This is a genomic window from Streptomyces sp. NPDC046925, assembly GCF_040644915.1.
GTDB lineage: Bacteria > Actinomycetota > Actinomycetes > Streptomycetales > Streptomycetaceae > Streptomyces.
The window spans coordinates 183,914-207,972 of the sequence record NZ_JBEYWZ010000003.1; the positions used below are offsets into that span (position 1 = coordinate 183,914).

Annotated in this window: 24 protein-coding genes; 13 read left to right on the plus strand and 11 right to left on the minus strand. The window is 71.3% G+C overall.

Annotation, left to right across the window (positions count from 1 at the left end; genetic code table 11):
- Positions 1-118: 118 nt before the first annotated feature.
- The 4 genes from ABZ906_RS14090 to ABZ906_RS14105 all read right to left on the minus strand — a co-directional run bounded on the left by ABZ906_RS14090 (position 119) and on the right by ABZ906_RS14105 (position 5,861).
- Positions 119-2,056, minus strand: a complete 1,938-nt coding sequence (locus ABZ906_RS14090; protein WP_361381765.1) for a TerD family protein — start codon at positions 2,054-2,056, stop codon at positions 119-121.
- Positions 2,057-2,102: 46 nt separating this feature from the next.
- Positions 2,103-2,681: a TerD family protein gene (locus ABZ906_RS14095; RefSeq protein WP_361188431.1), complete on the minus strand. Its 579-nt coding sequence runs from the start codon at positions 2,679-2,681 to the stop codon at positions 2,103-2,105.
- 134 nt (positions 2,682-2,815) lie between these two features.
- Positions 2,816-4,954, minus strand: a complete 2,139-nt coding sequence (uvrB, locus tag ABZ906_RS14100) for an excinuclease ABC subunit UvrB (RefSeq protein ID WP_361381767.1) — start codon at positions 4,952-4,954, stop codon at positions 2,816-2,818.
- Positions 4,955-4,994: 40 nt separating this feature from the next.
- Positions 4,995-5,861, minus strand: coding sequence for an MHYT domain-containing protein (locus ABZ906_RS14105; protein WP_361188435.1), 867 nt, complete (start codon positions 5,859-5,861; stop codon positions 4,995-4,997).
- A 249-nt stretch (positions 5,862-6,110) separates the two neighbouring features.
- Here ABZ906_RS14105 and ABZ906_RS14110 point away from each other — a divergent pair, with 249 nt between their 5' ends.
- The 4 genes from ABZ906_RS14110 (at position 6,111) to ABZ906_RS14125 (ending at position 9,199) form a co-directional block, all read left to right on the plus strand.
- Complete coding sequence (locus ABZ906_RS14110; RefSeq protein ID WP_361188438.1) at positions 6,111-7,007, plus strand: glycerophosphodiester phosphodiesterase family protein; 897 nt, start codon at positions 6,111-6,113, stop codon at positions 7,005-7,007.
- 136 nt (positions 7,008-7,143) lie between these two features.
- Positions 7,144-7,722 (plus strand): methylated-DNA--[protein]-cysteine S-methyltransferase, encoded by a 579-nt coding sequence (locus tag ABZ906_RS14115; RefSeq protein ID WP_361381770.1) that lies wholly within the window; start codon positions 7,144-7,146, stop codon positions 7,720-7,722.
- 62 nt (positions 7,723-7,784) lie between these two features.
- Positions 7,785-9,047 carry an MFS transporter gene (locus tag ABZ906_RS14120; protein WP_361381773.1) on the plus strand — a complete coding sequence of 421 codons (1,263 nt, stop codon included), beginning with the start codon at positions 7,785-7,787 and terminating at the stop codon, positions 9,045-9,047.
- 11 nt (positions 9,048-9,058) lie between these two features.
- The gene (locus ABZ906_RS14125; protein WP_361381776.1) at positions 9,059-9,199 is read left to right on the plus strand and encodes a hypothetical protein; all 141 of its coding nucleotides are present in this window, start codon (positions 9,059-9,061) and stop codon (positions 9,197-9,199) included.
- Between the two features lie 15 nt (positions 9,200-9,214).
- Here ABZ906_RS14125 and ABZ906_RS14130 read toward each other — a convergent pair whose 3' ends face one another.
- Positions 9,215-9,583 (minus strand): cupin domain-containing protein, encoded by a 369-nt coding sequence (locus ABZ906_RS14130; protein ID WP_361188445.1) that lies wholly within the window; start codon positions 9,581-9,583, stop codon positions 9,215-9,217.
- Positions 9,584-9,698: 115 nt separating this feature from the next.
- Here ABZ906_RS14130 and ABZ906_RS14135 point away from each other — a divergent pair, with 115 nt between their 5' ends.
- Together ABZ906_RS14135 and ABZ906_RS14140 are read left to right on the plus strand one after the other, a co-directional pair.
- On the plus strand, positions 9,699-10,646 hold the full coding sequence (locus tag ABZ906_RS14135) for a pseudouridine-5'-phosphate glycosidase (protein WP_361383146.1): 948 nt from the start codon (positions 9,699-9,701) through the stop codon (positions 10,644-10,646).
- Entirely contained in the window at positions 10,643-11,635 is a 993-nt protein-coding gene (locus ABZ906_RS14140) for a PfkB family carbohydrate kinase (protein WP_361381779.1), read from the plus strand. Before ABZ906_RS14135 ends, ABZ906_RS14140 begins: the two co-directional genes overlap by 4 nt.
- A 328-nt stretch (positions 11,636-11,963) precedes the next feature.
- On the opposite strand, the gene ABZ906_RS14145 is transcribed toward ABZ906_RS14140, so the two are convergent.
- The gene (locus ABZ906_RS14145; protein ID WP_361188452.1) at positions 11,964-12,764 is read right to left on the minus strand and encodes a methyltransferase domain-containing protein; all 801 of its coding nucleotides are present in this window, start codon (positions 12,762-12,764) and stop codon (positions 11,964-11,966) included.
- A gap of 147 nt (positions 12,765-12,911) precedes the next feature.
- On the opposite strand from ABZ906_RS14145, the gene corA reads away from it, so the two are divergent.
- Both corA and ABZ906_RS14155 read left to right on the plus strand, forming a co-directional pair.
- Complete coding sequence (corA, locus tag ABZ906_RS14150; protein WP_361188455.1) at positions 12,912-14,048, plus strand: magnesium/cobalt transporter CorA; 1,137 nt, start codon at positions 12,912-12,914, stop codon at positions 14,046-14,048.
- Between the two features lie 49 nt (positions 14,049-14,097).
- Complete coding sequence (locus ABZ906_RS14155) at positions 14,098-16,368, plus strand: serine/threonine-protein kinase (protein ID WP_361381782.1); 2,271 nt, start codon at positions 14,098-14,100, stop codon at positions 16,366-16,368.
- Between the two features lie 24 nt (positions 16,369-16,392).
- Here ABZ906_RS14155 and ABZ906_RS14160 read toward each other — a convergent pair whose 3' ends face one another.
- From ABZ906_RS14160 to ABZ906_RS14170, 3 genes are all read right to left on the minus strand, one after another.
- Positions 16,393-16,812 carry a CBS domain-containing protein gene (locus ABZ906_RS14160; RefSeq protein ID WP_361188459.1) on the minus strand — a complete coding sequence of 140 codons (420 nt, stop codon included), beginning with the start codon at positions 16,810-16,812 and terminating at the stop codon, positions 16,393-16,395.
- A 204-nt stretch (positions 16,813-17,016) separates the two neighbouring features.
- Positions 17,017-17,421 carry a PPOX class F420-dependent oxidoreductase gene (locus tag ABZ906_RS14165; RefSeq protein WP_361188461.1) on the minus strand — a complete coding sequence of 135 codons (405 nt, stop codon included), beginning with the start codon at positions 17,419-17,421 and terminating at the stop codon, positions 17,017-17,019.
- A 45-nt stretch (positions 17,422-17,466) separates the two neighbouring features.
- Entirely contained in the window at positions 17,467-18,108 is a 642-nt protein-coding gene (locus tag ABZ906_RS14170) for a uridine kinase (protein WP_361381785.1), read from the minus strand.
- A 98-nt stretch (positions 18,109-18,206) separates the two neighbouring features.
- On the opposite strand from ABZ906_RS14170, the gene ABZ906_RS14175 reads away from it, so the two are divergent.
- The 3 genes from ABZ906_RS14175 to ABZ906_RS14185 all read left to right on the plus strand — a co-directional run bounded on the left by ABZ906_RS14175 (position 18,207) and on the right by ABZ906_RS14185 (position 21,522).
- Complete coding sequence (locus tag ABZ906_RS14175; protein WP_361188466.1) at positions 18,207-18,902, plus strand: DUF2293 domain-containing protein; 696 nt, start codon at positions 18,207-18,209, stop codon at positions 18,900-18,902.
- A 499-nt stretch (positions 18,903-19,401) separates the two neighbouring features.
- Positions 19,402-19,881, plus strand: a complete 480-nt coding sequence (locus ABZ906_RS14180) for an anthrone oxygenase family protein (protein ID WP_361381788.1) — start codon at positions 19,402-19,404, stop codon at positions 19,879-19,881.
- A 150-nt stretch (positions 19,882-20,031) separates the two neighbouring features.
- Entirely contained in the window at positions 20,032-21,522 is a 1,491-nt protein-coding gene (locus tag ABZ906_RS14185; protein WP_361381791.1) for a glutamate synthase subunit beta, read from the plus strand.
- Between the two features lie 185 nt (positions 21,523-21,707).
- Here the strand turns inward: ABZ906_RS14185 and ABZ906_RS14190 are convergent, their stop codons facing one another.
- Both ABZ906_RS14190 and ABZ906_RS14195 read right to left on the minus strand, forming a co-directional pair.
- Positions 21,708-21,923 (minus strand): DUF397 domain-containing protein, encoded by a 216-nt coding sequence (locus ABZ906_RS14190; protein ID WP_361188955.1) that lies wholly within the window; start codon positions 21,921-21,923, stop codon positions 21,708-21,710.
- A 93-nt stretch (positions 21,924-22,016) separates the two neighbouring features.
- Positions 22,017-22,877, minus strand: coding sequence for a helix-turn-helix transcriptional regulator (locus tag ABZ906_RS14195; protein ID WP_361188473.1), 861 nt, complete (start codon positions 22,875-22,877; stop codon positions 22,017-22,019).
- Between the two features lie 218 nt (positions 22,878-23,095).
- On the opposite strand from ABZ906_RS14195, the gene ABZ906_RS14200 reads away from it, so the two are divergent.
- Together ABZ906_RS14200 and ABZ906_RS14205 are read left to right on the plus strand one after the other, a co-directional pair.
- Positions 23,096-23,509 (plus strand): ATP-binding protein, encoded by a 414-nt coding sequence (locus ABZ906_RS14200; RefSeq protein ID WP_361188476.1) that lies wholly within the window; start codon positions 23,096-23,098, stop codon positions 23,507-23,509.
- A 75-nt stretch (positions 23,510-23,584) separates the two neighbouring features.
- The gene (locus tag ABZ906_RS14205) at positions 23,585-24,037 is read left to right on the plus strand and encodes a hypothetical protein (protein ID WP_361381794.1); all 453 of its coding nucleotides are present in this window, start codon (positions 23,585-23,587) and stop codon (positions 24,035-24,037) included.
- The last annotated feature ends 22 nt before the right edge of the window (positions 24,038-24,059 follow it).

A 24,059-nucleotide genomic window follows, 5' to 3' on the forward strand; every position in this document is an offset into this window, starting at 1 on the left:
ATTTAGTAAAGGAGACGGCAAACAAGAGCCAAAAGACCAGTTCAGGCGGGTCCAAAAGTCGCTTTACCGTCAGTGGCCGCGACGGCTTACGGGGCCCGTCGGGGCGCCCTCCGGGGCGTCAGCGGCCACCCGTCCGCCGGACATGCGCGACCTGGTCGAGGACCTGCCCGAGCACCCTGCTGCCGGGCGGCACCATCGGCGGTTCGTACGTCCACGCGTGGCCCACCCAGGGGTCGGCGAGGTGATCGTCGGCCACCGGGGTCAGGCGCAGCAGCGCGCGCCAGAGCGGGTCGAGCAGCGGGCCGTACTCGGCGGCGTCCTCGCGGTCGGCGACCAGCATCAGATGCACGCCGACCGCCGGGCCCTCGTCCGCGAGGTAGCGGAGCTGGGTCACGGCGCGGTCGTCGAAGCCGTGCGGGAAGTCGTTGACGATCAGGAGCTGCTCGGCGGTGTCCAGATCCGGCGGCAGCGCGTCGGATGCGCCAGCCCGGATCGCCATCTGCACCAGGTCCACGCGCTGGGTGAGCTTGGCGAGCACGGCGGAGACGCCTGCCGCACCGGCGGCCGGGGCATCGTCGAGCACGCCCGCCGCCACCAGCGGGGAGAGAGCGCCGGCCGCGGAGCCCGCCGCGTCGATGACGTGCACCGTGAACTCACCGGCCGGATAGACCGCGAGCAGCCGCGCGGCGTGCGCGACCGCGCTGTCCATGGCCAGGCGGCGCAGCTGGTCCGCGTCGGCCAGGGTGTCCGTGCCCGACGAGCGGCCGCTGTCGATCCACAGGCCGCGCTCCAGGGGCAGCCTGACCAGCATCGGGATGCGCAGGCCGGGGCGCTCGGGCAGATGGAGGTCGCCCAGGCGCAGCGCCATGGGGATCTCCATGGGAGAGCGATAGGCGTGCCAGACGGGGCTGTCCCAGCCGGCGTACGCCAGGGGCAGGGCGGGCTCGACGACCTCGGATTCGGCGGCGAGCTGGCCCAGATCGCGGTCGAGGGCCTCCCTGGCCCGGTCGACGAGCTCGCCGTGCTTGGTGCGGGCGGCCTCGCGCGCGAGGTCTCCGGTGTTGCCGATGCGGCTGCGCGGGTCGGAGAGGACCTTGTCGAGCTCCTGGTCCATGCGCGAATCGGCGAAGTCGACGGCGCTTCGGTACGCGGCCGTGGCACGGGCCAGGTCCTCGAACATGCCCCACACCTGGTTGTAGAGCCGCTCGTCCATGGACCAGCCGGTCGCGTCGCCCGCCACGGGCTGGGCGCTCCTGCCCGGCTCGGCCGGGGCCGCTGTCGGCGCGGGCGGCGGCGGTGCGCTCGTCTGGCGGCCGGGGTGGGTGTAGTTGACGGGGCCGCCGGGCGTGCGGCCCGCGTCGCCCGGCTGACGGGGGGCCGGGGCGGGCTGGGGTGCGGCGGCGCTGTCCGGTCCCGGTGCTCCGGGTGCGGAGGCCGTCTGCCCCGCCGCCCGCACGCGGGCCTCGTCCGAGGGGCGGGGCGGCGGCGCGGCCACCGAGCGGGCGAGGCCGCGGGCCACCGCTTCGTTGATCGTCCCGGCAAGTTCGTGGGCCTGCGGGAGGCCCTGGTCGGTGAGCATGTCGGCGAGGCCGCCCGCGTACCCCTGGCCGACGGCGCGCACCTTCCAGGCGTCCTGCCTGCGGTAGAGCTCCAGGGCGACGACGGCGGACTCGGCGTCCAGGTCCGTGATGGTGTAGCTGGCGACCTCGGAGCCGTCGAGCCCGGTGACGGCCACGAAGGGGGCGGCGAGGGAGCCGAAGCTGGCCGGTCCCCCGACGCCGACGGGCAGCGCGAGCAGGACGTTGACCCGGTGCACCGCTTCGGGCACGGCACCGAGGTCCACCGCGAGGCGGTGGTCGGCGGCGGCCTGCCTGGGCACTTCGAGGCCCGGCAGCGTGGGCGAGCCGGGGTGGGCCACCCAGTCCGTGCCGCGCACCTTGCCCCGGTCGTCGCCGAGCGTGATCCCCGCCACGATCGGCTTGCCGACCGAGACCCGGATCTCCAGTCGGGTCTCACGCAGCGGGTGGTTCTGCCCCCGGACCAGCTCGGCCGTCATCGCCTTGTCCCCCTCGTACCCTCTGTACCTACTGGTGCCGCGTGTCCTACAGGTGGGGCAGGATCGACGGCATCAGGTCCTGGAACGTGCGGCCGTTGGCGGGATTGCCGAGGGCCGTCATCTGCCAGCCCGCGCCCACGCGGTGGACCTTCGCCATGATCTGCGCGGTGTACTGACCGCCGCCGTCGAGCGTGTAGCGGGCGAGCTCCTGGCCGTTGGTCTCGTCGACCAGGCGGCAGAACGCGTTCTGCACTTCCTGGAACGTCTGGCCCGTGAAGGAGTTCACCGTGAAGACGATCTGGTCGATGTGGACCGGGACCCGCTGCAGGTCGACGAGGATCGATTCGTCGTCCCCGCCCTGGCCTGCGCCGCCGACCAGATTGTCACCGGTGTGCCGCACGGAACCGTCGTCGCTGACGAGGTGACGGAAGAACACGACGTCGATCGGCTGCTTGTCGGCGAACAGGACCGCCGAAGCGTCCAGGTCGACCTCGCGCGTACGCGTGCCGAACAGGCCGCGCCTCGGGGCCGCCTGCCAGCCGAGCCCCATGCGCACCGCGGTCAGGGCGCCCCCGTCGTCCTTCTGCAGACTGATGGCCTGACCCTTGGTCATGTTGACCGTCACGCGCTGTCCCCTCTCGAACTGCCCTGAGCAACCGCCGGTCTGTGCGGTTGCCCAGCACCCTACGCAGAGGCACGGACAGTGCCGCACCGCGGACGGCACTTTGTGTCGGTCTTGCAACACACCAGGCAGTACGCCTACGCCTGCCCCGCCTCCCTCATCTGCCTGAGCTCCTTCTTCATCTCCGACACCTCGTCACGCAGCCGTGCGGCGATCTCGAACTGCAGGTCGGCGGCGGCCGCGCGCATCCGCGTGGTCATCTCCTCGATCTGCTCGGCCAGTTCGGCCGCGGGACGGTCCGTGGGCACCTTCTCGGCGGCCTTGCCCTTGGCGGCCTTGTTCGCCTTGCCGCCGAGCGCGGGCACCGGCGCCTTGGCGGCCTTCCCCGAGTCGCCGTCCTTCGCCTTGCGGTAGTCCGTGCCGAGCAGCTGTTCCGTGTCGACCTCCTCGCGCGCGATCGCCGACACGATGTCGTTGATCTTCTTGCGCAGCGGCTGGGGGTCGATCCCCTTCTCCTTGTTGTACGCGATCTGCTTCTCGCGGCGGCGGTTGGTCTCGTCGATGGCCTGCTCCATCGCCGGGGTGACCTTGTCCGCGTACATATGGACCTGACCCGACACGTTGCGCGCCGCGCGGCCGATGGTCTGGATCAGGGAGGTGCCCGAGCGCAGGAAGCCCTGCTTGTCGGCGTCGAGGATCGACACCAGGGAGACCTCGGGCAGGTCGAGGCCCTCGCGCAGGAGGTTGATGCCGACCAGGACGTCGTACTCACCGGCGCGCAGTTCGCGCAGGAGCTCGACGCGGCGCAGCGTGTCGACGTCGCTGTGCAGATAGCGGACCTGGATGCCCAGTTCGAGGAAGTAGTCCGTGAGGTCCTCGGCCATCTTCTTGGTGAGCGTGGTGACCAGGACGCGCTCGTCCTTCTCGGTGCGCGTGCGGATCTCGTGCACCAGGTCGTCGATCTGCCCCTCGGTGGGCTTGACCACGACCTCCGGGTCGATGAGGCCGGTGGGGCGGATGATCTGCTCGACGAAGCCGTCCCCGCGCGAGAGCTCGTACTTTCCGGGGGTGGCCGAGAGGTAGACGGTCTGGCCGATGCGGCCGAGGAACTCTTCCCACTTCAGCGGACGGTTGTCCAGGGCGGACGGCAGCCGGAAGCCGTGGTCCACCAGGGTGCGCTTGCGGGAGGCGTCCCCCTCGTACATCGCGCCGATCTGGGGGACCGTGACGTGCGACTCGTCGATGACGAGGAGGAAGTCCTCGGGGAAATAGTCGATGAGGGTGTTCGGCGCGGAGCCGGGCTCGCGGTCGTCGAAGTGCATGGAGTAGTTCTCGATGCCGGAGCAGGAGCCGATCTGGCGGAGCATCTCCAGGTCGTACGTCGTGCGCATGCGCAGGCGCTGGGCCTCCAGCATCTTGCCCTGCTTCTCCAGCTCGGTGAGGCGCTCGGCGAGCTCCTTCTCGATGCCGTTGACCGCCTTCTCCATGCGCTCCGGGCCCGCCACGTAGTGCGAGGCCGGGAAGACGTACAGGTGGTCGTCGTCGCTGATGACCTCGCCGGTGAGGGGGTGCAGCGTGGAGAGCGCCTCGATCTCGTCGCCGAACATCTCGATGCGGACGGCCAGCTCTTCATAGACCGGGAAGATCTCGATGGTGTCGCCGCGGACCCGGAAGGTGCCGCGGGTGAACGCCAGGTCGTTGCGCGTGTACTGGATGTCGACGAAGCGGCGCAGGAGCTGGTCGCGGTCGATCTCGTCGCCGACCTTGAGCGAGACCATCCGGTCCACGTACTCCTGCGGGGTGCCGAGGCCGTAGATGCAGGAGACGGAGGCGACCACGACGACGTCACGCCGGGTGAGCAGCGAGTTCGTCGCGGAGTGGCGCAGGCGCTCGACTTCCTCGTTGATCGAGGAGTCCTTTTCGATGTACGTGTCCGACTGCGGGACGTATGCCTCGGGCTGGTAGTAGTCGTAGTACGAGACGAAGTACTCCACCGCGTTGTTCGGCAGGAGCTCTCGGAATTCGTTTGCCAGCTGGGCGGCCAGCGTCTTGTTCGGCGCCATCACGAGGGTGGGGCGCTGGAGCTTCTCGATCATCCACGCGGTGGTGGCCGACTTGCCGGTGCCGGTCGCGCCGAGCAGGACGACGTCCTTCTCACCTGCGCGCACGCGCCGGTCCAGGTCGGCGATGGCTGTCGGCTGGTCGCCGCTGGGCTGGTAGTCACTGACGACCTCGAAAGGCGCCACCGTGCGTTCGATCTTGGATACGGGCCGCATGGAACCAACCGTACGACCCCGCACTGACAACGGGGTCGGATCACCAGCTCTGCGGGGTCCTGGAGCCGGGGTGCTGCGGGGGCCTGCGGCCCGCCCGCGGGTCGTGCCGGTCGCCGGAGCGCGGGACGGGGTAGGGGGCCCGCTGCCCCTGTGCGGCGCTCTGGAGGTCCGCCTTGCCCATCACCATCAGCGGGTCGAACATCACGATGACCCCCGCGAGGAGCAGGAAGGCGAGCGGGCCGATCATCATGGGCGCGAGCAGTTCGGCGGCCGAGTCCCCGCCGGCCGGCGCGGCGGACGAGCCGTGCAGATGCACGCTGAGGGCGGCCATCCCCGTGTAGTGCATACCGGTGACGGCCAGGCCCATGACGAGGCTCGCGCCCAGGCTCCAGAGGAAGCCTCTGACCTGTGCGGCCGCCCACAGGGCCGCGCTCGCCGCGACGACCGCGATCACCACGGACGCGGAGACGGTGAAGGTGTTGTACTCCAGCGTCCCGCGAAGACGCATACCGGCCATTCCCAGATAGTGCATCGACGCGACGCCCAGGCCGGTGATCGTTCCCCCGGTGAACAGCGCCGTCCCGGTCGCGCCGCGGTATCCCACGATGAAGATCCCTATGCCGACCATGACGATGGCGACGGCCAGACTCGCGAAGGTCAGGGCCTTGTCGTAGTGGATCGGGGCCTCCTCCACGGAGAAGCCCATCATCGCGATGAAGTGCATGGTCCAGATGCCGGAGCCGATGGCCGCCGACCCGAGTGCGAGCCAGCCGGGCCGCCAGGAGTGCGCCACAAGGAGCGACCTGGTGGTGCAGCGCAGGCCGAGCGCTCCGCCGAGACACGCCATGAGGTACGCCGTCACGGGCGTGACAAGTCCATAGCTGAAACCGTCGACCGTGCCCTGCATGCGCGGTAGCCCCTCCGCCTATCGAGTCAAAATGTCCGGGATTGCACCCAAGTGGCCCCCGCCGGCTGTCCGCTGACAGGCCGTGGGCTGACGCAGAGAGTAAAGCTCACTCCGGAACTTGCGAACTATTTTCCGCGAAATCAACCCGGCTGTCTCCGTTCAACCTGTGGCCATCCTGCACCTGTCTCGCGTTGGCCGTGGACTGTCACTCTCATCCGGTCCGTGCCCGCACATCGCGAGGAGTCACCGTTGTACGCACGCGTTGCCGCTGCCACCACTGCCGCTCTGCTCGGAGCCGGTGCGCTCACCCTGCCCTCCGCAACCGCTCACGCCGCCGACAGGCCGTCGGCGCAGACGTCCGCCTCGCACGAGCGGCCCCTGGTCGTCGCGCACCGGGGTGCTTCCGCGTACGCGCCGGAGAACACTTTCGCAGCCATCGACAAGGCGGCTGACATGGGGTTCCGCTGGGTGGAGAACGACGTCCAGCGCACCAAGGACGGCGAGCTCGTGATCATGCACGACGACACCCTGAAGCGGACGACGGACGTCGAGGAGCGCTTCCCCGACCGTGCGCCGTGGAAGGTCGCGGACTTCACCGCGAAGGAGATCGCCACGCTGGACGCGGGCAGCTGGTTCAGCCCGAAGTACGCGGGCCAGCGGGTGCCGACGCTGAAGCAGTACATGAACCGGGTCTCGCGCAACCACCAGAGCCTCGTGTTCGAGTTCAAGAAGCCCGAGCTGTACCCGGGCATCGAGAAGCAGGGCCTCGCCGTCCTGCGCAAGACGGGCTGGCTGGACCGGCACCACGTCAAGAGCAAGCTCGTCATCCAGAGCTTCAGCGCCGACAGCGTCAAGACGGTGCACAAGCTGCGGCCCGACATCAAGACCGGCTTCCTCGGCACGCCCGCGGTCGCCGATCTGCCCGAGTACGCCAAGTTCTCCGACCAGATCAACTCCACGCACACCTCCATCTCCCGCGAGTACGTCGCCGCGATACATGCGCTCAAGGGGCCGCACCGCAAGCGCCTGGAGATCTTCACCTGGACCGTGAACGACGCGGCCGCCGCGCAGCGGGTGGCGGGCTTCGGGGTGAACGGCATCATCACGAACACGCCCGACGTGGTCCGCAAGGCGGTCTCCGGCTGACGGAGCGCTGCTGCGGGGCCGGGGCTGGCTCGGGGTTGCCTCTGAGCCAGCTCTGAGCCAGCTCTGAGCTGGCCCGGCGCTTGCTCGCAGCTTGCTCGGGGCGGCGTTGTCAGTGGCCAGTCGTACGGTGGTCCACATGAACGCCATGGGGCAGCACGGGCAGGACCGGCCGGGGCAGGACGACCCGCGGCAGGTGGTGTGGGCCGTCGTCGCGAGCGACATCGGCCCGCTGATGCTCGCCGCGACGGACGACGGTCTGGTCAGCGTCGTCTTCCACGCCACGGACGCGGTGCGCGACACGGCGCTGGAACGGCTCGGCTCCCGTCTCGGGGCCGATCCGGTCGAGGCAGCCGACTCCCCTCTCCTCGCCGAACCCATACGCCAGCTCGCCGCCTACTTCGCGGGCGAGCGCCACGACTTCGAGCTGCCGCTCGACTGGTCACTGATATCCGGGTTCAACCGCCAGGTCCTGCGCGAGCTGACGACCGTTCCGTACGGCGCCGTCGTTGGCTACGGCGATCTGGCCCGCCGGGTCGGACAGCCCGGCGCGGCCCAGGCGGTCGGCATGGCGATGGGCGCCAATCCGCTGCCGGTCGTGGTGCCCTGCCACCGGGTGGTCGAGAGCGACGGCGGCATCGGCGGCTTCGGCGGCGGCCTGGAGACCAAGCGACAGCTCCTCGCCCTGGAAGGCGTGCTTCCGCAGCCGCTGTTCTGACGGCGTCCGTCCGCCTTGAAATCTGTGTTTCCCGCGTACGGACGCGCTGGCACACTGCGTCAGTGACTTCGACCCTCGACGCTCCTGACATACCCGCGCCGGAGGCACTGCCCGCCCTGCGCCGGCGCACCACCGCGGTGCTGGTCTCCAGTCAGATACTGGGCGGGCTCGGGGTACCGATCGGCATCGCCCTGGCCCCGATGCTCGCGACCGAGGTGAGCGGGACGGAGGCGCTGTCCGGTCTCGCGCCCACCGCGTCCGTGGCCGGCACGGCCCTGCTCTCGCTGCCGCTCGCCGCGCTGATGACCTCGCGCGGACGGCGTCCGGGTCTCGTCCTCGCGTATCTGATCGGGGCGCTGGGAGCCGGGCTCGTGGTGCTCGCCGCCGTCGTCGGGAGCTTCCCCCTGCTGCTGCTCGGCATGGCGGGGTTCGGGGCGGGCTCGTCGGCCAACCTCCAGGCCCGTTTCGCCGCGGCCGACCTCGCCGAGCCCGAGCGGCGCGGCCGTGCCATCTCCCTCGTCATCTGGGCCACGACCATCGGCTCGGTCCTGGGTCCCAACATCGCCGCGCCCACGAGCCGCGCCTTCTCCGGCACCTCCATCCCCGAGTCGGCGGGACCCTTCCTCTTCGCCGCCGGGATCTTCGCCGTCGCCGGTCTCGTGGTGGCGGTGCTGCTCCGTCCCGACCCGCTGCTCACCGCCCGCGCGCTCGCCCCGCACGAGAACCACTCCGCGCAGAGCCGCTCGCTGCGGGCCGGTGTCGCCGCGGTGGCCGCGTCGCCGATGGCCCGGCTCGCCCTGGTGACGGTGGCCGCGTCGCACACCGTGATGGTCTCGATCATGGTGATGACCCCGGTCGACCTGGGGCATCACGGGGCGAGTCTGCAACTGGTCGGACTGGTCATCAGCGGTCACATCGCGGGCATGTACGCGCTGTCGCCGCTGATGGGCTGGCTCTCCGACCGCTTCGGGCGGCTTTCGGTGATCGGCCTCGCGGTCGGGCTGCTGTGCTGCGCCGCGCTCCTCGCCGGCACCGCGGGGGCGAGCCACGGCCGGACCGCCGCCGGTCTTTTCGTCCTCGGCCTCGGCTGGTCCGCGGGCCTGGTCTCCGGTTCCGCGCTGCTCACCGACTCGGTGCCGCAGCCCGCAAGGGCCGCCGTGCAGGGCCTTTCGGACCTGACCATGAACACGGCGGCGGGGATCGGCGGCGCGGCGGCCGGCCTGATCGTCGCGCGGGCCAGCTACGGCTGGCTGAACCTCATCGGCGTCTGCCTGCTGCTGCCCCTCGCGGGGCTTGCGCTGCGGCGGGCGGTCAAGAAGGCCTGATCCCGGGGGTCGTGGTGGTGGCGGGGGGCGTGGTGATGGTGGTGGCGGGGGTTGTGGTCGTGGCGGGCCTTGTGGTCGTGACGGGCCTTGTGGTCGTGACGGGCCTTGTGGTCGTGACGGGCCTTGTGGCCGTGGCGGGGGTCGCCGCGTAGTGGTCGCGGCTCCGGTCAGGGGAGCGTGATGTGGTACGCCTTGCGCAGTGTCTCGTGCACGGTCCACGTCGTACGGTCGCCCTCGCGCAGGACGGCCGCGTCGCCGGGGCCGACCTCGATCACGTCGCCGCCCTCGACCGCGATGGTGGCGCGGCCGCTGACGACCACGAAGAGCTCGTTGGCCTCGGTGTCGGTGACCACGCCGGGCGTGATCTGCCAGATGCCGCGCAGCTGCTTGCCGTCGGCCGACTCCCACAGGACCTTGCCGGTGACCTCCGGGGTGCCGGAGACGATCTGCCCCGGGTCCAGCGGCTCGGCCTCCAGGTCGACATCCGGAATGTGCACGGCGAAGGAGGACGCGACGGCTTGATCATTCGTGCTCATGGCGGGTCACCCTAGCCGAGGGGCGTGCCGCGAGGGTTTGCCGGGGCGCGTCCGCCGCCAGGGATGAGGGGAGACCCGACAGGCCCGACTGGCAGGAGGCAAGCCCGTGTTGGTGGTGTCCGACTTGGTGGTGTCCGACGAGGTACAGGCGGCTGTGGCGGACGGGCGGCCCGTGGTCGCCCTGGAGTCGACGATCATCGCGCACGGGCTTCCACGCCCGCGCAATCTCCAGGTGGCGCGCGAGCTCGAAGAGGTCGTACGGGAGGAGGGTGCCGTTCCCGCGACGATCGCCGTCCTGGACGGGCGCCCCCATGTCGGCCTGGACAAGGATCAGTTGGAGCGGGTCGCGAACGAGGACGGCATACGCAAGCTGGGCCACCGTGATCTGGCGCTCGCGGTCGCGGCGGGGGCGAGCGGGGCGACGACCGTGTCGGCTACGGCGCTGCTCGCCGCGCGCGCGGGCGTGCGGGTGTTCGCCACGGGCGGGCTCGGCGGGGTGCACCGGGAGTGGACGCAGACGCAGGACGAGTCCGCCGATCTGGGGCTGCTCGCCCGGACGCGCATCACGGTCGTCTGCGCGGGCGTGAAGTCGATCCTGGACGTGGCGGCGACGTTGCAGCGCCTCGAGACGCTGGGGGTCGCGGTCGCGGGGTACGGGACGGACCGCTTCCCCGGCTTCTACCTCACCGACTCCGGGCATCCCGTGGACTGGACGCTGCGTACGCCCGCGGAGGTCGCCGCGGTGATGCGGGCGCAGGATTCGGTGGGCGGTCCGGAGTCCGCGCTGCTCGTGGCGAACCCCGTGCCGGAGTCCGAGCAGCTCGATCCCGCGCTGCACGCGCGCGTGCTCGCCGAGGCGTTGGAGGCGTGCGCCGAGCGGGGCATCACCGGGCAGGCGGTCACTCCCTTCCTCCTGGACCAGTTGGTGCGGCGCACCGACGGTGCCTCGCTGAGCGCCAATCTCGCGGCGGTGCGGGGCAATGTCCGGCTCGCGGGGCAGATCGCGGCGGCACTCGCGACGGACCTCGCGGCGGACCTCGATGCGGGCCGGGCCGGGCGGTGACGTCGCGGCGGGGTGGGGCGCTGCTGGTCGTCGGTGACGTCGTCACGGACATCGTCGCGCGGCACGGTGCGCCGCTCGCTCCGGGTACGGACACGGCGGCGGCGATCCGTACGGTGCCGGGGGGCGCGGGGGCCAATGTGGCGTGCTGGGCGGCTGCTTGGGGCTGCGGTGACGTGCGGTTGCTGGGGCGGGTGGGGGCGGATTCGGCGGCGTGGCACGAGGAGGCGCTCACGCGGGCGGGGGTACGTCCGCAGCTCGTCGTCGACTCCGAGGCGCCTACGGGGACGGTGATATGCCTGGTGGACGGGGGTGGAGGTGCCGGTGCTGGTGCTGGTGCCGGTGCTGGTGGGGGTGGCGGGGGTGGGGCCGAGCGGACGTTCCTGACGGACGGTGGGGCGTCGGTGCGTCTGTCCGCCGCGGACTGGTCACCCGATCTCCTCGACGGGGTGGGGTGGCTGCACCTGTCGGGCTACTTGTTCTTCGCGGGACCGAGCCGGGCCGCGGCGGCAGCGGCGTTGGCGGCGGCACGCGCGCGTGGGGTGCCGGTGAGTGTGGATCCGGCGTCGGCGGGGTTCCTTGCGGGGCTGGGGGCGGAGCGGTTCTTGGCGGCGGTGGAGGGGGTGGAGGTGTTGTTGCCGAGTGAGGGGGAGGCGTGGGTTTTGGCGGGAGCGCGTGGTCTGGCGGGGGCGCCTGGGGTGGTGGAGGGGGCTGGGGTGGTGGAGGTGGCCGGGGAGTTGAGTCGGCGGTTTCCTGCGGTGGTGGTCAAGCGGGGGGCGGCGGGGGCGGTGGTCGCTCAGGGGGGTGCGGTGCGGGCCGAGGTTCCCGCGGTGCCTGCCGCTGCGCGGGACTCCACTGGGGCGGGCGATGCGTTCACGGGGGCGTTCCTTGCGGCGCGGCTGAGCGGGGCGGGGCTCTGCGAGGCTTCGGCGGAGGGGTGCCGGGCGGGGGCCAGGGCTGTCGGGTTGGTGGGGGGTCGGCCGGTGGGGTAGAGGGGCGGGAGCGCTCCGGCTGTGGGTGGGGGTGCGGTGTCGCTCCGGCCGTGGGTGCGGGGCCGCGCCGGTATGTCCGTCCTTGCCATCCGCCGGTGGGCGCCCTTTCGCTTCGGTTCGGGAGTGCTGCGAGCCGTGCTCCGGGCGGAAATACCGACACACCCTCTCCCGTCTCGACGGCGAGTGCGGGCCGCCACCGATTGGGCTGTTCCTACGCCGCGGGTCGAACCCGGCGAGATGGGCGGTGGGTGGGGGAGCCCCCTACGGGGCGCCAAGGCGGGGCCGCGTCGGCGGGGTCGGCCTCGTCGGCCCCGGGCCAGGGACCGCGTTATGGCTTTTTGCCCCAGGCGGAGATCAGGGGGGCCGTGGCCAGGTCCAGGGGGGCTGTCGTGATGTTTTGCAGGTGTTGTGCGATATCCGCTTCCGTGGCAAGCCCCGCCGCCGTCAGAGATGCGCGGGAGTGTTGGATCGTGGCCGTCTCCAGGGCCGCGCAGGCGGGTGAGGCCAGGGGGGAGTACGCGTCGGCCTCCACCTGCCGGAGGCCCGCCGCCCGCAGCAGGCGCGGCAGCCCGCGGCCGTACGCGAGGTCACTCCCCCGCTCGGTGAGCAGCGCGCGCCGCAGGCGGTTCGCCAGCTGTTCCGCGGGGCCGTGTTCGTCCGGGCAGGCCAGGGGCTGAAGCGCCGGGTCCGCCTCCTCGATCAGCAGGCGCCCGCCGGGCCGCAGAGCCCTGATCATCGACCGCAACGCGGACTCCCGGTCCGGCACCCGGTCGAGCACGAGCCGCGCATGGACGAGATCGAAGCCCCCGCCGGGCGGCACATCCGCCCCCACGTCATGCGTACGCACCTCCACCGGCGGCCGCGCCGCCGACGTCTGCCAGGAGATGTCCGTGTCGGTCGCGAGGACCCGCCCGGTGGGGCCGACCCGCTTGGCGAGCCAGGAGACGACGGAGAAGCCGCCCGCGCCGACCTCCCAGCAGCGCCACCCCGGCCCGATGCCGAGCCGCTCGATGTGCCGGAAGGTCGTGGGGTCGAAGAGCGCGGAGAAGGCCTCGGAGCACTGCCCCGCGCCTGCCCCCAGGGGAAGCCGATTGCGATTGCCGGTCAGATAGCCGTCGATGAGCGTCATGACGCAATTATCACGATTGTCCGGCTTACGTATGGGAGGCAGCCCCGAACGTTCGGAGCGGAGTGTTCCGTTCCCACAGGGTCCCGCCACGCCGTCGGACCGTGCTGGCAGACTGGCACGCCAAGTCACCAGAACGAGGAGCCACGCATGTCGATGGCAGGCAACCTGCGAAAGGTAGGAAACCTCCGCAAGGTAGGCGGCCTGCGCAAAGTCGCGCGGGTCGCCCAGTTCGTGCGCAAGCACAACCGCGTGGACCTGAGCCACCCCGCCCGCTCCCCCCTGGGCTCGGCGGTGGTCAATTGCGTGACGTACCGCAAAGGTGTGCGCCAGGAGGGCGGCCGGGATCTCGTCGAGGAGGTCGAGCGCGTCCGCAGAAGCGGCGACGGCTTCGTGTGGCTCGGGCTGCACGAGCCGACGGAGGAGGAGTTCGCGGGCATCGCCGAGCTCTTCGACCTGCACCCGCTCGCCGTGGAGGACGCGGTCCACGCCCACCAGCGGCCGAAGGTGGAGCGGTACGACGAGACGCTGTTCGCCGTCTTCAAGACCGTTTGCTACGTCGACCATGCCGAACTCACCGCGAACAGCGAGGTGGTGGACACCGGCGAGATCATGGTCTTCGTCGGCAAGGAGTTCGTGATCACCGTGCGGCACGGCCGGCACGGCTCGCTCGGCCCGCTGCGCGAAGAGCTCGAATCGGCGCCCGAGCAGCTCGCCCAGGGCCCCGGCGCGGTGCTGCACGCCCTCGCCGACCACGTCGTGGACGACTATCTCGTGGTGACGGACGCGGTGCAGGCCGACATCGACCAGGTGGAGATGGACGTCTTCTCCAAGGACGGGGAGCGCGCCGACCCCGGCCGCATCTACCAGCTCAAGCGCGAACTCCTCGAACTGAAGCGGGCCGTGGTGCCGCTCGGCCGCCCGCTGCAGATTCTCTCCACCCAGCCGATGCGGCCGATCGCCCCGGAGATACAGGCCTACTTCCGGGACGTCGACGACCACCTCAAGCGGGTCACGGAGCAGATCGCCTCCTTCGACGAGCTCCTGAACTCCATTCTTCAGGCCCATCTCGCGCAGGTGACGGTCGCCCAGAACGAGGACATGCGCAAGATCACCGCCTGGGCCGCCGTGATCGCCGTACCGACGATGATCTGCGGCCTTTACGGCATGAACTTCGACTACATGCCGGAACTGCACTGGAAGTACGGCTACGGCCTGGTGATCGGCGTCATCGGAACCATCTGTTTCGCGCTCTACCGCGGCTTCCGCCGCAACGGCTGGCTCTAGGCTGTACGGGGCATGCCAACAACGGGGGAAAACGGGGGGACGGTGACCGATGCCTCTGCGCGAGGGTGATCCGGAGTCGATCGGCGGCTATCGGATCGAGTCGCGGATCGGCACCGGCGGCATGGGTGTCGTCTATCTCGGGCGCTCGGCGTCGGGCCGCGCGGTCGCGGTCAAGGTCGTCCACACCCAGTACGCGGACGACCCGGAGTTCCGCGCCCGCTTCCGCCAGGAGGTCAAGGCCGCACGCCGGGTCAGCGGCGCCTTCACCGCACCGGTCGTGGACGCCGACCCGGAGGCCGTACTGCCCTGGATGGCCACGGCGTACGTCCCCGGGGACACCCTCGCCCAGCGCATCGCTGATCAGGGCCCGCTGGACTGGCCGCAGCTGAAGCGGCTCGGCGGCGAACTGGCCGAGGCGCTGCGGGAGATCCACCGCGCCGAGGTCGTGCACCGCGACCTGAAGCCGAGCAATGTGCTGCTGCTCGAATCGGCGGGCGGCTCGGAAGGCGCGGACGGCAGTGGTGACGGCGGCATGACGCGCGTCATCGACTTCGGCATCTCCCGTGCCGCGCACAGCGACGTACGGACGCAGACCGGCCTGGTGATGGGGTCGCCGCCGTTCATGGCGCCGGAGCAGTTCAGCAGCCCGCGCGACGTCGGACCGCCGGTCGACGTCTTCGCGCTCGGCGCCCTGCTGGTGTACGCGGCCACGGGACGCAGCCCGTTCGAGGCGGAGAACGCATATCTGGCCGCCTACCAGACCGTGCACAACGACCCCGAACTCGGCGCGCTGCCCGAGGTCTTGCGCCCCCTGGTGATGTCCTGCCTCGCCAAGTCACCACAGGAACGGCCCACTCCGGTACAGGTCCTCGACGCCCTGGCCGCACTGCCGGACGAGGGACCACCGAGCGAGCCACGGGATCGTACGCACCGGGAAGAGAGAGACGAGGAAGTCGTCCCGGCCGGTGACGCGACCTTTGCCTTGTCGGCCACGGTCGCGGCGACGCCCGCCCCGCGCCCGCGCCGCGGCCCCCGCTTCAAGGCCGCTCTGGCCGGCGTCGTCGCGCTGGTGATCGCCACAGGAGTCTCCGCGGCATTGATCGGCGACGGTGATTCCGGGGGTGCGGGGCACGCTTCGGCGAGCACCCCCGAGGGCTGGAAGCCGTGGCACGTGGCCTCCGAGAAGGACTCCGCCGCCATGATGCCCTCGTCGGAGTCCTGCACGCCGCACGCGCAGGGCGTCTTCTGCGCCTCCGCGACCACGGCACTGACCCGGCTCGACCCCCTGACGGGCAAGACCAGCTGGACGAAGCCGATGCACCGCCCCAAGTCGGTCTCCGGCTACTCCATCACCGACCCGGTGGTGGGCGCCGGCACGGTGTTCACGTACAGCGCGGAGGGCTCCCAGGGAGTCGACGCGTACGACGCCAGGAGCGGCAAGCGGCTGTGGCGGCTGCCCGGCCCGCACGCGGAGTTCCAGTATCTGAGCGGTGTACTCGTCGTGCACAAGGGCGAGTTGACTGCTTCGCGTACGTCGACGTACACGGCGTACGACCCGCGCTCCGGCCGGGAGCTGTGGCACCACGAGGTGACGAGCGACTCGGCGGGCGTGTTCTACGCGGGTCCGGACGGGACGCTCTTCGCCGATCTGCGGCTCACCGGACGCAAGGGCGAACCCGGCTCGTCGGAGATCGCCCGCTATGACGCGCGCACCGGCCGCAAGCTGGGCGGGACGAAGGCCCCGAAGGGCGACCTGTGGCTGGCCACGGTGCACGACGGCAAGGGGTACTTCGCACGCTGGGAGAACGATTCGGGTGTCTCCTCGCGGTTCTTCATCCAGGATCTGACGTCGGGGAAGGTGCGCGGTATCGACTTCCCCTGGGCGGTGGAGCCGGAGGCGCCGCCGCTGGTGCGCGGCGACGCCATGTACCTCTTCGACTACGCCAACGAGACGGTGCTCGCGCTCGACCTCAAGCGGGGCAAGCCGCTCTGGACGACCTCGCGCGAACTGCGGATCTTCAGCGAGCCGTCGGTGCGGGGCGACACCCTGTACGCCACGATGCCCGACAGCAGTGTCATCGCCGTCGACATACGTACGGGCAGGGAGAGTTGGCGCTCGGCCCCCTCCTTCGTCAAGGACACCGACGACGCCAAGGGCGGCTCGGTCGACGACCGGTCCCCGAGCGGTACGGCCCCGCTGGCTCTGGGGGGCGTCCTGTACGGGGTGACGGACGAGGGGACGTTCTCGGTGGCCGCCAAGGGCGCCGACGAGGGTGCCGATGAAGGTGCCGACAAGCCCGCCGACGAGGAGAAGGGTTAGGGCCGGCGGCGGGGTGGCCGGTCGTCAGCTCTTTGCGTAGACGCTCTCGACCCAGCCCGCGAGCTGGTCGTCGGTGAGGTGCGTGGCGAGGTCTGCCTCGCTGATCATGCCGACCAGGCGTTTGTTGTCGATGACCGGGAGCCTGCGGATCTGGCTGCTCTTCATCTCCTGGAGGACCTCGTCGACGCCCGCGCCCGAGTCGATCCAGCGTGGCGTGCCCTTGGCCAGGTCGCCCGCGGTCGTGCGGGCCGGGTCGTGCCCCATCGCCACGCAGCCGACGACGATGTCGCGGTCGGTGAGGATGCCGCAGAGCCGCTCGTTCTCGTCACTGATGGGCAACGCGCCGACGTCGAGCTGACGCATCAGTTGTGCGGCGCGGTCCAGGGTCTCGTGTGCGGGGATCCACTGGGCGCCGCGGTGCATGATGTCTCCGGCGGTGGTCATGAAGTACCTCCCGTTGCCGGACGGCCGGCGCGGCGCGGAGGCACCGCTAGTCCCGGCGCCCCTCATTCTCGCCGGGCGCCGGGGGGTCCGCACGCCGGAGGTCCGCACGCCGGGGGTCCGCACGCCGGAGGTCCGCACGCAGGGGAGCCGGCCGCGGACGGGCAAGGCCTGGGCCTGGGCGGGAAAATGTCAGGCGGCCAGGTCTCAGGCGGCGAAGCCGATGATCTTTTCCGGGGTCACCCTGATGATGACCCGGATCTCCTCGTCCTTCTCGCCGGGCGGGTCGATGCCGAGGTACTTGTGCGAGAGCTCGTGCGGGAGCCGTTTGTGCGGGTCGGGGAGTATTTCGGCGACGCCCCTGATCTCGGTCGACGTGTACGGGTTGCCCAGGTCGAACACCGAGACGCTGATGCGCGGGTCGCGTTCGAGGTTGCGGACCTTCTGTCTGCGCGCCGTGGAGGAGAACAGGATGGTGTCGCCCTCGCGTTTGATCCACACCACCGAGTTCTGGGGTGCGCCGTCGGGGCCGAGGGTCGCGACGCTGGCGAAGTTCTTGCCGTCGAGGAGTGTGCGGACCGAGTCGCTGAAGTGGAGCGCTGTCGTAGCCATGCGCAGACTCTAACTACATGCACGTGCATATAAAAGGGGATTGCTTCAACCGCTCCACGCCGGGTGCCGTGGATCGTCCGCTCGTACGACCACGTCGGCCGCCGCTCCGGGGTCCGTCTCCGCCTCGTACCGCTCGAAAGCGGGCAGCGTCCACCGCTCGCCCTCCGCCGTACGCCGCCGCAGGGCGCCCGGCGTCAGGCTGGTGTGGACGGTCAGGTCGAAGGGGAACCAGTGGCCGAGGAGCAGCGGTCCGTGCAGCAACAGCATTGCTCCGGGCGGGAGTTGGACGTACGGGCTGCGTGTCGCGCGGTCCGCGACCGGGTCCCACAGGTCCGGCAGGATCCGCCCCGTGCCGCCGGGGTCAAGCGGTCCGAAGACCTCGCGCCAGAGCGCACCGGTGTCGAACCAGCCGCTGTAGTACGACTCCACGTCCTCGCGCCCGTATTCGAGGCGCAGGGAGGCGGGGCGCAGGAAGTCCTCCGTGCCGACGACGAGCGCGGACCGCCCGCGCACCCGCAGCGCCTCGGCGACGCTCCGGGCCAGCTCGCCGGGGCCTGCCGCCGGGGCACCGTCGAAGGCGACGCGCGGCCAGGGGCTCGCGTCGGCCGTCTTCAGGTCGAGCAGCCGGTCGGCGAGGGTGTCCGTGAGCCGGTCCCAGGTGATCGCTTCGAGTCGCACCCGTCCCATGATGCCCCGCCTTCCCGGCGGGGCGGCGGGGCCTTGGTCGTGGCGCCGGCCTCGCGTTCACGGCGGTACGCGTCCGTTTGTCGGGGAATGAATCCTTCATGGCATCAATTCCCCTCGCCCGCAGCGGACTTCTCGCCATCCAGCCCCTCAAGCGACGTCATTGCGCGGAGTGCCGTGGCGGGCCGCTCACCCTGCTGGTCATCGAGGATGCCGAGCCGCGCTGCCTGGACTGCGCGGACCTGGGGCATCTCGTCTTCCTGCCGCGCGGCGACACCGCGCTGACGCGTCGGGCCCGCGAGGGGAGCGGGCTCTCGGCGGTGGTCGTCCGCTTCAACCGGCGCCAGGGGCGGTACGAGCGTCAGGGCGTCCTCGTGGAGGAGGCGGCGCTCGCGCGGGCCGAGGAGCGGTGCCTCGCGGACGCGGAGGCGCGGGCGCGACGCCGGGCGCGGGACGCGGTGCGCCGGGCGGCGGAGGACGTGCGCTTCACGGCGGCCTTCGCGGACGAGATACGCCGTCTCTTCCCCGCCTGCCCCGACGAGCGGTCCCGCGCGATCGCCGCGCACGCGTCGGTGCGGGGCAGCGGGCGGGTGGGACGGAGCGCGGCGGGCCGGGCGCTGTCCGCCGGCGCGGTGACGGCGGCGGTGGTGGCCGCCGTCCGGCACACGGATACGCCCTACGACCGCCTCCTCATGAGCGGAGTCCCACGAGGCGAGGCCCGCCGCCGGATCGCCCCGGCGGTGGAGGCGGTACTCCGGGCCTGGCAGGGACCTGGACGCGAGGGCGTGGCGGTCTGAGGAACAGCACGCAGAGCCTGGCCCCTGGGCCTAAGCTCCGGGCCCTCGCATCGGGGCCCGACCCCGCAGCCCGAGGCTTGCAGCCGGCACCCGGGACCTGCGGCCCGAACCCAGACACCCGACACCCGACACCCGACACCCACAACCCCCGGCCTGTAGCCCGAGGCCCGAAACCAGACGCCCGTCACCCCTAGCCCGCACCCCACATCGCAACGCCCGCCACCCGCCGCCGACGCCCTTCACGCGCAGCCCGAGGCCAGACGCCCACGCCCACGCCCACGCCCACGCCGACGCCGACGCCCGCAACGCATGCCCTGATGTCCGTCGCCCCCAGCCCGCCCCCCCCTTCCCCGTCCCAGACGTCCGCGTATGCCCCCGCGCGCCCCGCGCATGGTCTTCTGCCCGGTAGAGGCAATTCACTTGTGGTACGAGGCCGCGCCATGGAGGATCACTGCGGCTCGCTCACCTGACGGCTGCCTTACACAACGCGGGAGTTGCCATGATCGAGGGACCATACTTCGTGCTCGTCGTCCTGGGTGCGCTCGCCGCCGGCCTGGTCGCCGGAGCGTTCGTCGCGTTCTCCACGTTCGTGATGCCCGCCCTGGCCGCGCTGCCCCCGGCGCAGGGCATCGCGGCGATGCAGTCGATCAACGTCAAGGCGGTCACCGCCGGGTTCATGACCGTGTTCATGGGCGCGGCGGGCCTCAGCGCGGTCGTCGCCGTCGTCACCTTCGTGCTCTGGCCCGACGAAGGCACCGTCGAACTGCTCCTGGGCAGCGCGCTGTATCTGTTCGGCTCGTTCGGGGTGACCATCGCCGCGAACGTCCCCCGCAACGACGCCCTCGCCAAGCTCGACGCGCAGGCACCGCAGAGCGCGGACCACTGGCGCAGGTACGTCCGTGAGTGGACCCTGTGGAACCACATCCGGGTCGGAGCCTCGCTGGCCGCCTCCGCGTCCTTCATCCTCGCGCTGACCTGACCTGAGCTGACCTGACCTGTGCTGAGCTGAGCTGAGCTGAGCTGAGCTGAGCCGGCCTGGCCCCGGGGCCCCCGGCCCGCGGACGTGCCCGGTCCGTCCTCCCGTCGTACAGTGGCCGAAAGCCTGCGAGAGCACGCGAGGGAGACGGCCATGGCCGACCCCAAAGGCTTCCTCACCACCGCCCGCCGCGAATGGCCGCGCCGATCCGTCGGCGAACGGGTCAAGGACTGGGACGAGGTGTACGTCCCCGGCGCGCTGCTGCCCATCGTCGAGCAGCAGGCCGACCGCTGCATGGACTGCGGCATCCCCTTCTGCCACGACGCCTGCCCGCTGGGCAACCTGATCCCCGACTGGAACGAACTCGTCTCGCGCGCCGACTGGCGAGCCGCCGCGGACCGGCTGCACGCCACGAACAACTTCCCCGAGTTCACCGGCCGCCTCTGCCCGGCCCCCTGCGAGTCGGGCTGCGTCCTCGCCATCAACCAGCCCGCGGTGACCATCAAGAACGTCGAGGCGGCCATCGCCGACCGCTCCTGGCAGGACGGCCTCAACCCGCCCCGGCCCCCGGACCGGCACTCGGGCAGGACCGTCGCCGTCGTCGGCTCGGGACCCGCCGGACTCGCCGCCGCGCAGCAGCTGACCCGGGCCGGTCACACCGTCGCCGTGTACGAGCGCGACGACCGCGCGGGCGGGCTCATGCGCTACGGCATCCCCGCGTTCAAGATGGAGAAGCACCACCTGGAGCGGCGGCTCGCGCAGATGCGGGACGAGGGCACGGTCTTCCGTACGTCCGTCACGATCGGGCGCGACATCGGCGCCGCCGAGCTGCGGAACCGCTACGACGCGGTGGTACTCGCCGTCGGCGCCACCGCATGGCGCGAACTGGACGTGCGGGGGCGGGAGTTGCAAGGCATCCACCAGGCGATGGAGTACCTGCCGTTCGCCGACCGCGTCTGCGAGGGAGACCTCGACACCTCCCCGCTGTCCGCCGCGGGCAAGCACGTCGTGATCGTCGGCGGCGGCGACACCGGAGCGGACTGCCTGGGTACGGCGGTCCGTGAGGGCGCCGCGTCCGTCACGCAGTTGGACATCTACGAGCGGCCGGGCGACCTGCGTGACGAACTGGCCGAGCCCTGGCCGACGTACCCGAAGATCTACCGCCTCTCCCCCGCGCACGAGGAGGCGGACGAGCTCCGCGTCTCTCCGGCGGCGGACGCCGACGCCCGCCTCTTCGCCGCGTCCACCCTCCGCTTCGACGGCGACGCGGCGGGCCGGGTGCGCGCCCTGCACGTGACCGAGGTCGACGCGCAGCGCCGCCCGCGGCCCGGCACCGCCCGTACGCTCCCCGCCGACATGGTGCTGCTCGCGCTCGGGTTCTCCGGGCCCGACCGGACGCCGGGCGGCCTGGTCGACCAGCTCGGCCTCGACGTCGACGACCGCGGCACCCTCGCCCGCGACGCGGACTTCGCGACGAACGTGCCGGGCGTCTTCGCGACGGGCGACGCGGCCCGCGGCCAGTCGCTGATCGTGTGGGCCATCGCCGAGGGCCGCTCGACGGCGGCCGCGGTGGACCGGTGGCTGACGGGCACGACCCAGCTCGCGGCGCCGATCGGCCCGTACGACCGCCCGATGACCGCGTGAGGCTCCCCGGACCACCCCCCCGTCCCGAGCCGCGCCGACCCCCGCACAGGACGCAGACCCAGCAGACCCAGCGGACACAGCGGACACAGCAGACACGGCGGACCCAGCAGACCCAGCGGACACAGCTGTGAGCCGCCACCCCGGTGGGTGACGGCTCACGGCACGCTCACGACCTCAACGCGGATTCACGACAGCAGGAAGTCGGCCTCCCCCGCCTTCGCCCCCTGGATGAACGCGTTGATCTCGCCGTACGTGTAGATCAGCGCCGGACCGTCCGGATCGGCGGACTGGCGGACCGCGACGCGGCCGTCGGCCAGCTTCATGGCCTCCAGGCAGTTGCCGCCGTTGCCGCCGCTCCACGGCTTGTGCCAGCCCTCGCTGCCGAGTTCACGGGCGGGCATGCCGTTGTAAATCCGGGAGTCGTCGCGTGACTCGGGGCGGGACCCGGCTCCGGGTTTGCACCCCGGTCGCGTACCGGCTCGGTGTCGATCCATTCACAGCTCCTTGCGGAGGTCCCGGAGGAGCTCCTTTGTGCGTTGTGCCGTCGCGGCTTGCGCCGCCATGCGGTCCATGACCTCGAGGTGGGTCGCCACCTCGGTGCGCGCGTCCAGATAGACGGCGCCGGTCAGGTACTCGCTGTAGACCATGTCCGGCAGCTCCGCCATGGCGAAGCGGAAGAGCACGAACGGTCCGAACGTGCCCGGGTGCGGACCCGCCGCGAACGGCGCGATCTGCAGCGTCACATGAGGAAGTTCGACGGCTTCGAGCAGCTTGTCGATCTGCTCTCGCATCACCTCGGGGCCGCCCACCGGTCTGCGCAGGGCGGTCTCGTCCATCACGACCCAGAGCCTCGGCGCGTCCTCGCGGGTGAGCAGGGACTGGCGCTCCATCCGCAGCGCCACGTACCGCTCGATGTCCTCGGGGCGTGTCTGGCCGATCGCTCCGGAGCGCATCACACCACGTGCGTACTCCTCGGTCTGCAGCAGGCCGGGCACGAAGTGCGGTTCGTAGGACCTGATGAGGCTGGCCGCCCCCTCCAGGCTGACGTACATGCTGAACCAGCCCGGCAGAATGTCGTGGAACCGCTGCCACCAGCCCGGCTTGTTCGCCTCCTCGGCGAGGGTCACGAAGGCGTCGGCCTCGTCGTCGGCGACTCCATAGGACTTCAGGAGCAGCTGGAGGTACGGGATCTTCAGCGCGACCTCGGCCATTTCCATGCGGCGGACCGTGGCGGGGGCCACGCGGAGAATCCGCGCGGCCTCCTCCCGCTTGAGGCCCGCGCTCTCGCGCAGGTCCTGCAAGCGACGGCCTAGGACGACCTGGCCGACGGTCGGCGCGGACCGCGGTTCGCTCACGTCCTACCTCCACGTACTCCATGTAATGCCAATTCACTCCGCACCTGGAGCCGTTGCGAGCAGTGTGCCACGTGCCGCCTCAGAGGAACACGCCACTGTGCACTTTTCAGAGTGGGTCTTGCCAAGGTGTTCCCGGCGGGGCGATAGTGGATGGCGTGACTCCGCCCGCGCCGTTACACACAGCTGCCGCCGAAGCCCCTGTTGGCGTTAATGCCGACGTGTGGGCCGATGGCGGCTCCGAGCTCTGCGTCAGCTTCGCGCTCGTGCCACGGCCGGGCTCCGCAGCGCAGGCCAGACAGCTGGCAAAGGCCCAGCTCCTGGGCTGGAACATCGGCGAGGACTGCCGCGACGCGGCGGCTCTTGTGGTGTCCGAACTGGTCACGAACGCGATCGTGCACACCGCGAGCCACCGGATCGTCTGCGAGCTCTGCACCCGGCCCGGCACCCTGCGGATAGCTGTGCGTGACGACGGATACGGATCAGGTGTCCCACGGCCCGCACACGAGGGGCCCGACGCAGACGACGAGCACGGGAGGGGATTGCTCCTCGTCGAGGCAGTGAGCAATGCGTGGGGCGTGCGGGACGAGGGCCCCGGGGCCGGTCTCACCGTATGGGCGGAACTACGGGCATGACGTGGCCGCGGGCATGACGTGACTGCGTGACGTGACTGAGGGTGCGGGCATGGGAACGACGTGGGCAGGAGGCGTGTGAGCACGGTGACGGTGCGGCGGCTGTTGGATCTGGACACGCTGGTCCGCCTCGAACGGCGGCGGACCGCCGCTGCCTCCCCGCCGCCCCCGGCGCGCCTTGCCGTCCCGGAAGGGATGTCGCAGCCCCTGGGGTGCGACGCGGTAGCCATGCCCGCGCGCTACGGCCCCCGTCTGATGGCACGGCTGCCCCGCGTGGGCTGCGTGTACGAGGACGTGGACGCGGCGCTGTGGTGGTGGATCGTCCCGGCGGACTCCGACGTCGCCCTGGAGTGGCCCTCCCCCGCCTATTACGCCGCGGGAGCGGTGGTCCCCGGCGCCCGCCGCGCCCCCTCCCTGATCCACACCCCCTCCGGGAGCACGGTCCCCTACACCCCGCCGATCCCGCTGTACCTGGCCTGGTGCGGTGCCACGGGCGCCACGCCGGCGTGGTCACGGGCCGTACGCGCGTAGACCCCGGGCCGTACGGCACCGT

Coding starts and splice junctions, on each gene's coding strand:
- ABZ906_RS14105 (WP_361188435.1), bottom strand. CDS start 5,861: ATGCAGGGCACGGTCGACGGTTTCAGCTATGGACTTGTCACGCCCGTG.
- ABZ906_RS14185 (WP_361381791.1), top strand. CDS start 20,032: ATGGCCGACCCCAAAGGCTTCCTCACCACCGCCCGCCGCGAATGGCCG.
- ABZ906_RS14175 (WP_361188466.1), top strand. CDS start 18,207: ATGGCATCAATTCCCCTCGCCCGCAGCGGACTTCTCGCCATCCAGCCC.
- ABZ906_RS14160 (WP_361188459.1), bottom strand. CDS start 16,812: ATGACCACCGCCGGAGACATCATGCACCGCGGCGCCCAGTGGATCCCC.
- ABZ906_RS14130 (WP_361188445.1), bottom strand. CDS start 9,583: ATGAGCACGAATGATCAAGCCGTCGCGTCCTCCTTCGCCGTGCACATT.
- ABZ906_RS14190 (WP_361188955.1), bottom strand. CDS start 21,923: ATGCCCGCCCGTGAACTCGGCAGCGAGGGCTGGCACAAGCCGTGGAGC.
- corA (WP_361188455.1), top strand. CDS start 12,912: ATGTCGATGGCAGGCAACCTGCGAAAGGTAGGAAACCTCCGCAAGGTA.
- ABZ906_RS14090 (WP_361381765.1), bottom strand. CDS start 2,056: ATGACGGCCGAGCTGGTCCGGGGGCAGAACCACCCGCTGCGTGAGACC.
- ABZ906_RS14170 (WP_361381785.1), bottom strand. CDS start 18,108: ATGGGACGGGTGCGACTCGAAGCGATCACCTGGGACCGGCTCACGGAC.
- ABZ906_RS14115 (WP_361381770.1), top strand. CDS start 7,144: ATGAACGCCATGGGGCAGCACGGGCAGGACCGGCCGGGGCAGGACGAC.
- uvrB (WP_361381767.1), bottom strand. CDS start 4,954: ATGCGGCCCGTATCCAAGATCGAACGCACGGTGGCGCCTTTCGAGGTC.
- ABZ906_RS14165 (WP_361188461.1), bottom strand. CDS start 17,421: ATGGCTACGACAGCGCTCCACTTCAGCGACTCGGTCCGCACACTCCTC.
- ABZ906_RS14155 (WP_361381782.1), top strand. CDS start 14,098: ATGCCTCTGCGCGAGGGTGATCCGGAGTCGATCGGCGGCTATCGGATC.
- ABZ906_RS14180 (WP_361381788.1), top strand. CDS start 19,402: ATGATCGAGGGACCATACTTCGTGCTCGTCGTCCTGGGTGCGCTCGCC.
- ABZ906_RS14145 (WP_361188452.1), bottom strand. CDS start 12,764: ATGACGCTCATCGACGGCTATCTGACCGGCAATCGCAATCGGCTTCCC.